The sequence below is a fragment of the Hydrogenophaga sp. 70-12 genome (genome assembly GCF_001897365.1).
GTDB classification, from domain to species: domain Bacteria; phylum Pseudomonadota; class Gammaproteobacteria; order Burkholderiales; family Burkholderiaceae_C; genus Hydrogenophaga; species Hydrogenophaga borbori.
Genome location: NZ_MKSS01000101.1, coordinates 1 through 3,056, shown reverse-complemented (window position 1 = coordinate 3,056; position 3,056 = coordinate 1). Strand labels below are relative to the sequence as shown.

The 3,056-nt window shown below is 78.7% G+C and carries 3 protein-coding genes and 1 pseudogene; 2 read left to right on the top strand and 2 right to left on the bottom strand.

The window, feature by feature from the left end; all coding sequences use genetic code 11:
• Positions 1-363 (top strand): glycosyltransferase (locus BGO22_RS06455; RefSeq protein WP_286849689.1); only part of this gene is annotated, 363 nt, incomplete at its 5' end.
• Positions 357-1,211, top strand: a complete 855-nt coding sequence (locus BGO22_RS06450; RefSeq protein WP_139146981.1) for a class I SAM-dependent methyltransferase — start codon at positions 357-359, stop codon at positions 1,209-1,211. The genes BGO22_RS06455 and BGO22_RS06450, both read left to right, overlap by 7 nt.
• A gap of 3 nt (positions 1,212-1,214) precedes the next feature.
• Here the strand turns inward: BGO22_RS06450 and BGO22_RS06445 are convergent, their stop codons facing one another.
• Together BGO22_RS06445 and BGO22_RS06440 are read right to left on the bottom strand one after the other, a co-directional pair.
• On the bottom strand, positions 1,215-2,156 hold the full coding sequence (locus BGO22_RS06445) for a RibD family protein (protein ID WP_286849688.1): 942 nt from the start codon (positions 2,154-2,156) through the stop codon (positions 1,215-1,217).
• Positions 2,157-2,226: 70 nt separating this feature from the next.
• Positions 2,227-3,056, bottom strand: a pseudogene (locus tag BGO22_RS06440) (hypothetical protein); the annotation flags it as partial.

The window sequence follows — 3,056 nt, the reverse complement described above, 5'->3', positions numbered from 1 at the left end:
CACGGCGAGCTGAGCGCCGAGGCGCTGCAGGCGCGCTACGCCAGCGCCGACCTGTTCGTGCTGGCCTCGCTGCACGAGGGCTTCGGCATGGTCGTCAACGAGGCCCTGATGCACGGCCTGCCTATCGTGGCCAGCCGCGCGGGCGCGCTGGCGCAGACCGTGCCGGCGGGGGCCGGCCTGCTGGTGCCGCCCGGCGACGCGGGCGCCTGGCGGGCCGCGCTGGCCACGGCCATCGCCGACCGGACCTTGCGCGAACGCTGGGCCGACGCCGCGTGGCAGGCCGCGCGGGCGCTGCCGTCCTGGGACCAGCAGGCCGAGCGCTTCGAGGCCGTGCTGGACCGCGTGTGGGGGCTGGCGTGGTGAAGGCCCGCGGCGCGCGCTTCAGCGCCGGCTGGCTCGCGCTGCGCGAGCCCTTCGACGCGGCCGCGCGCGACACGGCCGCCGCGCGGCTGCTGCCACCCCTGCTGGCATGCCGGCCCGCCGACGGCCCCTGGCGCGTGATCGACCTGGGCTGCGGCACGGGCGCCAACCTGCGCTGGCTGGCGCCGCGCCTGGGCGGCGCGCAGCAGTGGCTGGTGCTCGACCACGACGCCGCGCTGCTGCGGCGATGGGCGTCGCAGCCCGGATTCGAACCGATCGCGGGCGACCGGCTGCGATGGCGGGACGGCGGCGTGGAGATCGTGCGCCGGCGTCTCGATCTCGCGCGCGATCTGCCCACGCTGCCCTGGCACGCGGCCCACCTGGTCACCGCCTCGGCCCTGCTCGATCTGGTGGGGGCCGATTGGCTGCGGCAACTGGCCGCGCTGGCGGCAGCGGCCCGCGTGCCGCTGCTCCTGTCGCTCAGCGTGGATGGCCGCCACCACTGGGGCCCGGCGGACGCGGACGATGGCGCCATCCAGCGCCTCTTCGCCGCCCACCAGCAAGGCGACAAGGGCTTCGGCCCCGCGCTGGGCGCGCGGGCGGTGCCGCGGCTGGCCGCTCGCCTGCGCGAGCAGGGCTACCGTGTGCGGCTCGCGCGCAGCGACTGGCGCATCGGGGGGGACGGCCTGGCCCTGCAGCGCGCGCTGATCGAAGGCATGGCGCGCGCCGCCGCCGAGCAGGACCCGTCGCAGGCGGCGCGGGTGGGGGCGTGGCGGCAGCGCCGCCTGGCGCTCGCGGCCACGGGGCGCGTGCGCGTGGGGCACCTGGAGCTGCTGGCGGTACCGGCGTAGCGCTCAGCCCAGCGCCGCGAGGTCCAGATCCCAGAGCATGTCGTCGCCCAGCACCACCAGGCGCGCGGGCGGGCGGGGGCACTCCGCCATCACCTCGCGCGCGGGCACGCGCAGGCCGCGCCGGCCGTCGCCCACCAGCACCGGCGCCACCGACAGGTGCAGCCGCTGCAGGACGCCGGCCGCGAAAAAGCGCGACACCGTGACGCCGCCGCCTTCCACGAAGAGCACGCGCAGACCCCGTTCGGCCAGCGCGGCGAGCAGGCGCCGCGCGTCGGGGCCGCGCGCTTCGCCGGGCCCCGCGCTCAGTCCGGCCACGGGCAGCACCTCGGCGCCGGGCGCGCCGCGGCCCAGGCGCTCGCGCGCCCGGGCCGCGTGGCGTGCGTCGCACAGCCACAGCGTGGGGGACTGGCCATCGCGCAGCGCGCGCGAGGTGCCGTCGAGCCGGGCCTCGGGGTCCAGCAGCAGGCGCACCGGGTTCGGGCCGGGCACGCGGCGCGTGGTGAGCTGGGGGTTGTCGATGGCCACCGTGCCGGCGCCCACCAGCACCGCGTCGCAGAGCGCGCGCAGGCGGTGCAGGTGCACCAGGCTGTGCGCCCCGTTCACGTAGTAGGAGTCGCCCGTCGCCGTGGCCACGAAGCCGTCGAGGCTCTGGCCCATCTGGGCCACCACCCAGGGCGCGCCGCGGGCGGCGCGCGCGTCGAGCAAGGGTTTGTAAAGATCGAAAAGGGCGGCGGCGCGGGCGCTCACCGGGCCCCGGATGCACCAGCCGCCGTCCGCCCGCCAGGCCAGCGTGGCGCGTCGGGACGCCGGCACCGCGCGGCCCTCGCGCGCCGCCAGCACCTGCTCCCACAGGGCCGGCCAGTCGGCCGGCACGTCCGACAGCGCGGCCGAGCCGGGCTCGTTGGGGGCTGGGGCAGGGCGCGCGGACCGGGGGCTGGACGGCATGCGGCCATCATCGCATCGGGTTCGCCGAACGCCTACCCAGGGCCGGCCCCGATGGCGGCGCGGGCGCCGCTCACCAGCGCGGCGTGTAGTAGGGGTCGTCGCCGGCCGCGCCGGCGCCCGCATCGCCCGGCCACATGGCCTGCCAGCCCAGCGCGGCCAGCACGGGAATGGCCGCCAGCAGCGCCACCACCAGCGGCCGCCAGCGCCAGTGCCGCGCGGCCCCGGCCCGGCGGGCCAGCCACCAGGGCGCCGTGAGCGCGAGCAGCAGCAGGGCCGGCACGCCCGCCGGCACCTGCCCACTGAGCAGGTTGAGGCAGAGCAGGGCCAGGGCCGCGCTGGCCAGCGGCATCAGCGCGGCGGCCCCCACGCGCACCCCCGCGCGTGGTCCGGTCCAGGCCCACAGGCCCAGCACGGCGGTGGCGACGGCCGCCATCAGCGCCAGCTGCGCCAGCAGCAGCGAACCCGCCAGGACCCCCATGCCCACCAGGCCCATCAGCAGCACCGCCAAGGCCCCGGCCGAGCCGGCCGCTGCTGTGGGCTCGGCGCCCGGCGCTTCGGTGGACCACGCCAACACGCCCAGCGCCAGCGCGCCGCCGCCGGCCGCCAGCAGCAGGCGCAGCGGCGAGGCCAGCCCCAGCAGCCAGGCTGAGGCGGCGCCCCAGGCCAAGGCCGCCAGCAGCCAGGGCCACATCGGATGGTGGCGGGCGGCGGGGCGCGTGCTGGCCAGGGCCAGCGCGGGGACCATGGCCAACAGGCTCGCCAGCACCACCCAGGGCAGCTTGTGCGCCTGGCTGGACGCCGGCCAGCTCAGGCCGGGCCAGGCGGCCAGGGCCAGCACCAGGCCCAGCGCCGCGCCCAGCGAGACCCAGGGCCCGCGCGCGGTGCCCAGACCCGCACGCA

Coding starts and splice junctions, on each gene's coding strand:
- BGO22_RS06445 (WP_286849688.1), bottom strand. CDS start 2,156: ATGCCGTCCAGCCCCCGGTCCGCGCGCCCTGCCCCAGCCCCCAACGAG.